Source organism: Moorena sp. SIO3B2 (assembly GCF_010692525.1).
GTDB classification, from domain to species: Bacteria; Cyanobacteriota; Cyanobacteriia; order Cyanobacteriales; family Coleofasciculaceae; genus Moorena; species Moorena producens.
The window spans coordinates 1-7,144 of record NZ_JAAHHE010000312.1 but is presented as its reverse complement, the minus strand read 5'-3'; the positions used below and the strand labels follow the sequence as shown (position 1 = coordinate 7,144).

Here is a 7,144-nt window from a genome sequence, read left to right as displayed (position 1 = left end):
GCTAGATATGCTGATAGCTTATTGCTTACCTAGGGAGTAGGAGTATGAAGTAAGGTGAAGTAAATCAAATGGCTTTGATAATTATTAAAAACGCTAGAATTATTTGTGTGGAAAAACAAACCGTAAGCACTCAGCTGATACGCGACACGCTGATAGCTGTTCGCGTAGCGTGCGCGTAGCCCATAGGCTTACGATAAACCCTACCGAAATTAATATCCTGGATAGGTTGGGCATCTCCCATGAAAACTAATAAGCATCGGTCAGTGTGTGGGAAATTAAAGCAGCGGTTAAATAATGCGGTTAAACGCTGGTTTAATTCCCCTAAAATTGGTCATAGCAGCATCACACAACCAATAGCTGTTAATGTGGCAGAGCCTTATGCTCCTTACAAACCTCCCTCAACTACTCAGCCACCTAACCACAGCAACCGCGTAAGTAATATTACCTGGCCCCGTGGTTATCGGCTACAAAACGGTAAGTACACCATCGAAAAAAAACTAGGACAAGGTGGGCTGGGTATTACGTATTTAGCCCGAACTAAAACAGGCGATCGCATCGTTATTAAAACTATCCTTAATCATGTACTCCGCCAAGATAATTTATTAGAATATTGGAAAATTTTTGCCAACGAAGCGGTAAAGTTAGCCCAATGTAGCCGTGGGAATCCTCATCTAGTCCGTTTATCAGAAGAAATCATCCGAGAAGGTGAACTACCCTGCCTAATCATGGAATACATCGATGGGGAAACCTTGTCGGATCTGGTGAAACGGCAGGGTGTGCTTTCAGAACAACAAGCCTTGCTCTACATCCAGCAAATTGGTAGCGCCCTCTGGGACATTCATCAGCAAGGATTGCTCCATCGGGATGTTAAACCTCATAACATCATGGTCCGGAAAGATGGTTCTGGTGCGGTGTTGATTGATTTGGGTATTGCTACTAAGTTTGTCCCTGGGGTTACCCAAACTCATCTGTGTGGGCGGACTCCTGGCTATGCTCCTCTGGAACAATATGAGTGGCGAGGGCAACAGGGTCCCTACACCGATGTCTATGCTTTGGCCGCTACCTTGTATGTGCTTTTAACTGGAAAGAAACCAGTAGCCGCTGAGGATCGGGCTGATGGAGTTGTATTACCACCACCAAAGGATTTTAATCCCCAGATTAGCGATCGCATAAATCGAGCCATTCTCCATGGCATGAACTTGGTGGCTAGCGATCGCCCTCAGTCTATACCAGAATTTTTCACATTACTCGGTATTGAATTACCAAATAATAATAGCAACTATAATAACACAAGTAGCACTAATAATCAACAACAGACAACCGCTCAAGTTGGAGACTTTTATATAGAACGTCCCCAAGATACTGAGTGTTATCAAAAGAGTTTACAACCAGGGGCGCTAATTCGGATTAAAGCACCGAAGCTGATGGGGAAAACCTTACTCAGTCATCGGATTCTTGATTATGCTAAATCTAAGGGTTATCGCACGGTTTATTTGAATCTGAATGAATTCCCTTGCCATGATTTGGATATATTTTTACAGTCTTTTTGTGTGCGGGTTGCTCAAAAATTGAAATTGCCCAATGAGTTGCAAAATTATTGGCAGGATAGTTTTTTTACTAGTGAAGTAAAGTGTAGCACCTACTTTGAACAGCATTTGTTGTTTTCTTCAGAGAGTCCTTTGGTTTTATGTCTCGATAACCTGGAGCGAGTTTTTCCTCATCAACAAGTTGCTGAAGGTTTTCTTACTTTGCTGCGTAGTTGGCATGAAAATGGCCAGTTTTATGATATTTGGAAAAGACTGCGATTGATAGTGGTTTATGCTACGGAAGTTTATATTGAATTGGCTATCAATAAGTCGCCTTTTAATGTAGGATATCCTGTAGATTTAACTGATTTTACTTTGAATCAAGTTCAGGATTTGGCGAAATTTTATGGCTTAAATTTATCCGTTAATTCAGTACACAAATTAATGAGCATGGTAGGGGGACATCCTTATTTATTACAGTTAGCTTTCTCTACTATTAGCAAAAATAGCAACATCACCATGGAGCATCTGTTAGAAACCGCCCCGACAGAATCAGGGATTTATCGCCATCATTTGCGAGAACTTTTAAATAATCTCATGCTCCATCCCGATTTACTAAACGCTTTCAAAAAATTACTGACAACTACTCAAGCAGTGCGCCTGGATTATAAAGAAACCTATCTGTTAGAAAGTCTGGGATTAGTCAGAGCAATCGGTAATGATTGTATTCCGAGATATAATTTGTATCGTCAGTATTTTAGTGACAGGATTTTATAGTATTCCCGATTCCCGATTCCCGATTCCCGATTCCCGATTCCCGATTCCCTACTCCCTTCCCAATCATGACCAACCAATCAACAATCTATCAAGTTGGCGGAAGTTTACCTAACGATGCTGCTACTTATGCAGTCAGAAAAGCTGATACGGAAATTTTTGATGCTTTGATGGCTGGGGAATTTTGTTATGTGCTGAACTCGCGACAGATGGGTAAATCTAGTTTGCGGGTAAAAACCATGCAAAGACTAATAGAGGCGGGAGTAGCTTGTGCTTCTGTTGATGTTACCCAAATTGGCAATTTTGTAACCTCAGAGCAATGGTATGCTAGCTTAATTAAGAGTCTGGTAAATAGTTTTAAGCTCTCAGATAAATTCAAGATTTTACCTTGGTTACGAGAGCGCAAGCAACTCTCGCCAGTAATGTGGTTGGGTGAGTTTATTGAAGAGGTGCTGTTGTCATATATTCCAGAAAATATTGTGATTTTTCTGGATGAAATTGACAGTATTATTAAGGTAGAGTTTAAAGATGATTTCTTTGCCTTTATTCGCAGTTGTTATAACCAAAGAGCCGAAAATCCTGCCTACAATCGGCTGAATTTTTGCTTGCTGGGAGTAGCAACTCCAGCGGATTTGATTCAGGATAGACAGCGCACTCCCTTTAATATTGGTCGGGATATTGACCTGACTGGCTTTACCGTTGAGGAAGCGAAAGCACCACTGCTCCCTGGTTTGGTAGGGAAAGTGGATAATCCTGAACAGGTGTTAGCTGAGATATTGAACTGGACGGGGGGACAACCGTTTTTGACCCAGAAGTTGTGTAAGTTAATGGTGGATGGATCCCCCCTAACCCCCCTTAACAAGGGGGGAACTTCTGGAGGGGGATCTATCCATAGCACTTCTGGAGAAGGATCCCCCCTAACCCCCCTTAACAAGGGGGGAACTTTTGGAGGAGGATCGATCCATAGAACTTTTGGAGAGGGATCCCCCCTAACCCCCCTTAACAAGGGGGGAACTTTTGGAGGAGGATCGATCCATAGAACTTTTGGAGAGGGATCCCCCCTAACCCCCCTTAACAAGGGGGGAACTTCTGGAGGGGGATCTATCCATAGCACTTCAGGATTGGGTACCCCCCTAACCCCCCTTAACAAGGGGGGAACTTCTGGAGGGGGTACCATCCATCGCACTTCTGGAGAAGGATCCCCCCTAACCCCCCTTAACAAGGGGGGAACTTTTGGAGGGGGTACCATCCATCGCACTTCAGGATTGGGTACCCCCCTAACCCCCCTTAACAAGGGGGGAACTTCTGGAGGGGGTACCATCCATAGCACTTCTGGAGGGGAATCGAACCATGCTCAAGCTTCCCCCTTATTAAGGGGGACGGGAGGGGGATCCCATTGCAGCACTAAAGTTGAACAGGTCGCCCGTACCCAGATTATTGAGAATTGGGTATCTCAGGATAAGCCAGAGCACTTGAAGACCATACGCGATCGCATTCTCAGAAATGAGCAACGGGCCAGTAGGCTGTTAGGATTGTATCAGCAGGTATTAGATCAGGGTAGTCTTGCCGCTGATGGCAGTGAAGAACAGACGGAATTAAGGCTATCGGGGTTGGTAGTGGAGCGGGATGGGTATTTAAAAGTTAACAACCGGATTTATGGCAGTGTTTTCGATAGCGATTGGGTTAAGCAGGAATTGGCTAGACTGCGTCCATACTCTGAAGCCTTTACCGCTTGGGTTGAGTCTGGGTGTAAAGATGAAGCTCGTTTGTTGCGGGGGGTGGCGTTAGAGAATGCTCAAGCTTGGGCTAGGGGTAAAAGTTTGAGCGATTTGGATTATCAGTTTTTAGCTGCTGGTCAGGAATTAGACCGCAGGGTACTGGCAGAAGAAAGTCGAATATTAGCTAAGGCCAATGATACCTTAACTGAAGCTCAACAGAAAGCCAAGAGAACTATACTCATAGGGGGTATTAGTCTAGGTTTGTTCTCAGTGGTAGCAATAATTATTGCTATGATAACTGCTGAAAAAATACAAGAAGCTAAAACAGGTGCGCGACTAGAACAACAAGGGGTTAATATTTTACGACGGTTACCAGGGGATAATGGTTACTATGGCAATCGAGAGCTTTTATACTCAGCCATGGAGACTGGGCAACAGCTCTTTAATATCGTCAAAGATGGTCGCCCTTTGGATAACTATCCTGCCATCAGTCCTATCTATGCTCTACAGCAGAGTCTTAGTAAATTCAGAGAAAAGAGAATATTTCGAGGACATCAAGACTGGGTAAGGAGTGTAAGTTTTAGTCCCGATGGTAAAACCCTCGCTACGGCATCAGCGGACAATACGGTCAGAGTTTGGGATTTACAGGGCAATCAATTAGCTCTGTTGAAAGGACATCAAGGCTCGGTAAGGAGTGTAAGTTTTAGCCCCGATGGTAAGATGCTAGCTACGGCATCAGATAGTACGATGCTGACTGAGGATAAAACAGAGGACACAACTGTTAGAGTCTGGGATTTACAGGGCAATCCATTAGCTGTGTTAAGAGGACATGAAGGCTGGGTAAGAAGTGTAAGTTTTAGCCCCGATGGTAAAACTCTGGCTACCGCATCAGACAAAACTGTCAGAGTTTGGGATTTAGAAGGAAATCAATTAGCACTGTTGAAAGGACATCGATTCTGGGTAAATAGTGTAAGTTTTAGCCGAGATGGTAAAACTCTGGCTACCGCATCATTCGACAATACTATCATACTCTGGGATTTACAGGGCAATCCATTAGTAATGTTGAGAGGACATCAAGACTCGGTAAATAGTTTAAGTTTTAACCGAAATGGTAAAAGGCTAGCTACGGCATCATCTGACAGTACTATCAGACTTTGGGATTTACAGGGCAATCCACTAGCTGTGTTGAGAGGACATCAAGGCTCGGTAAATAGTTTAAGTTTCAGCCCTGATGGTAAAACCCTGGCTACAGCATCATCTGACCGTACTGTCAGACTCTGGAATTCAAAGGGCAATCAATTAGCTCTGTTTCAAGGATATCGACGCTCGGTAAATAGTGTAAGTTTTAGTCCTGATGGTAAAGCCCTGGCTATGGCATTATCGGACGGAACTGTCAGATTCTGGGATTTACAGGGCAATCGATTAGGTCTGTCTCAAGGATATCAAGACCGGGTAAATCGACGCTCGGTAATAAGTATAAGTTTTAGCTCCGATGCTAAAATGCTGGCGACAGAATCAGATGACCATACTGTTAGACTCTGGGATTTACAGGGCAATCGATTAGTTCTTTTGAAAGGATATCGACGCTCGGTAAATAGTGTAAGTTTTAGCCGAGATGGTAAAACCCTCGCTACGGTATCATATGACAAAACGGTCAGACTCTGGGATTTACAAGGAAAGCAATTAGCACTGTTGAAAGGACATCAAGGCTCGATAGAAAGTGTAAGTTTTAGCCGAGATGGTAAAACTCTGGCTACGGCATCAGAGGACAAAACGGTCAGACTCTGGGATTTACAGGGCAATCCATTAGCTGTGTTGAGAGGACATCAAAACTCGGTAATAAGTGTAAGGTTTAGCCGAGATGGTCAGATGCTGGCTACGGCATCAGAGGACAAAACGGTCAGACTCTGGGATTTACAGGGCAATCCATTAGCTGTGTTGAGAGGACATCAACCCTCGGTAAAGAGTGTAAGTTTTAGCCCCGATGGTAAGATGCTGGCTACGACATCAGGGCGCACTGTCAGACTCAGGCAAGTTGAAGATTTAGGTGAGATGCTGGCTCGGGGCTGTAAGTTGCTTGAAGATTACTTTGTGGAGAATTTTGAAGCTTTAGAAACTTTAACCACATGCCAAGATTTAGTTGACAAAGTAGCAGTATCTCCCGGTCTTGTCAAACAAGGTGAGACGTTAGCAAAAGAGGGGGATGTCGATGGTGCTATTGCTAAGTTTCAAAAAGCCAAAGAATGGAATCCGGAGCTAGAATTAAACCCAGAGATAAAAGCTAAACAGCTAGCAGCACCCGGTAAAGTTAAACAAGGTGATAATTTAGCCAAACAAGGAAAAATAGCCCAAGCAATATCTACTTATAAAGAAGCACAACAACTAGACCCAAACTTAGAAATTTCTTCTCAATCTTGGAATTATATCTGTTACTTTGGTAGTCTCCATGGATATGCTACTAATGTGATGGATATCTGTGAAAAAGCAGTAGCTAAAGAGCCTGAAAATGGACTATTGAAGGAGGGTCGTGGATTGGCTAGGGCTCTGACTGGAGATACAGCAGGAGCGATATCAGACTTTCAGGCATTTTTAGAGTGGATTGACCAGAGGTATTCATCGATGGGCAATCATGGACGTATACCAGGATTACAAAGTTACAAAAAACAACAGCAACAATGGATAGATGAACTCCGCGCTGGGAAGAATCCTTTTACGGAAGAGGTGTTGAAGAGTTTACGGGTCTTCGGGACTTTTGATACTAGAGCTCAAACATTTATAAGACGCTCGAGCATAAATTTTCGCGGCTCTATCGGCGTTCCTGAGCAGCGAAATGAGCGAAATGATTTAACCATAAAGGGAGATGTTTTTATATTTTAAATAATAAACAATAAATCTACTTTATAATTCTCAAATTGCTTAGGACATATTTCTTTTATCTGCTCCCGACTCCCGACTCCTGATTCCCGATTCCCGACTCCCGATTCCCGATTCCCTCAAGACTTTGTTACAAAATTTTTCAAAATATGTTATAATAAAATATTTTTGTGTTATAGTAGAAGAGTGGGCGCTGAGACGCCCAGAGTCAAGAGCTAGCCCGGGGACACTGGAACATCAACGGGCTAGCTC

The 7,144-nt window shown here is 43.5% G+C and carries 3 protein-coding genes; all 3 read left to right on the top strand.

Annotation, left to right across the window (positions count from 1 at the left end; translation table 11 throughout):
• Positions 1-239 precede the first annotated feature (239 nt).
• From F6K38_RS32145 to F6K38_RS43680, 3 genes are read left to right on the top strand one after another with little or no spacing between them, the layout of a single operon-like run.
• Positions 240-2,303 carry an AAA-like domain-containing protein gene (locus F6K38_RS32145; protein WP_287313022.1) on the top strand — a complete coding sequence of 688 codons (2,064 nt, stop codon included), beginning with the start codon at positions 240-242 and terminating at the stop codon, positions 2,301-2,303.
• Positions 2,287-2,415, top strand: coding sequence for a hypothetical protein (locus F6K38_RS32140; protein WP_287313023.1), 129 nt, complete (start codon positions 2,287-2,289; stop codon positions 2,413-2,415). Before F6K38_RS32145 ends, F6K38_RS32140 begins: the two co-directional genes overlap by 17 nt.
• Positions 2,369-6,895, top strand: coding sequence for an AAA-like domain-containing protein (locus F6K38_RS43680; RefSeq protein WP_353737240.1), 4,527 nt, complete (start codon positions 2,369-2,371; stop codon positions 6,893-6,895). The genes F6K38_RS32140 and F6K38_RS43680 overlap by 47 nt, the downstream gene beginning before the upstream one ends.
• The last annotated feature ends 249 nt before the right edge of the window (positions 6,896-7,144 follow it).

What these genes read in the sequence shown, in the direction of transcription:
- F6K38_RS32145 (WP_287313022.1), top strand. Translation starts at nt 240, where the DNA reads ATGAAAACTAATAAGCATCGGTCAGTGTGTGGGAAATTAAAGCAGCGG.
- F6K38_RS43680 (WP_353737240.1), top strand. Translation starts at nt 2,369, where the DNA reads ATGACCAACCAATCAACAATCTATCAAGTTGGCGGAAGTTTACCTAAC.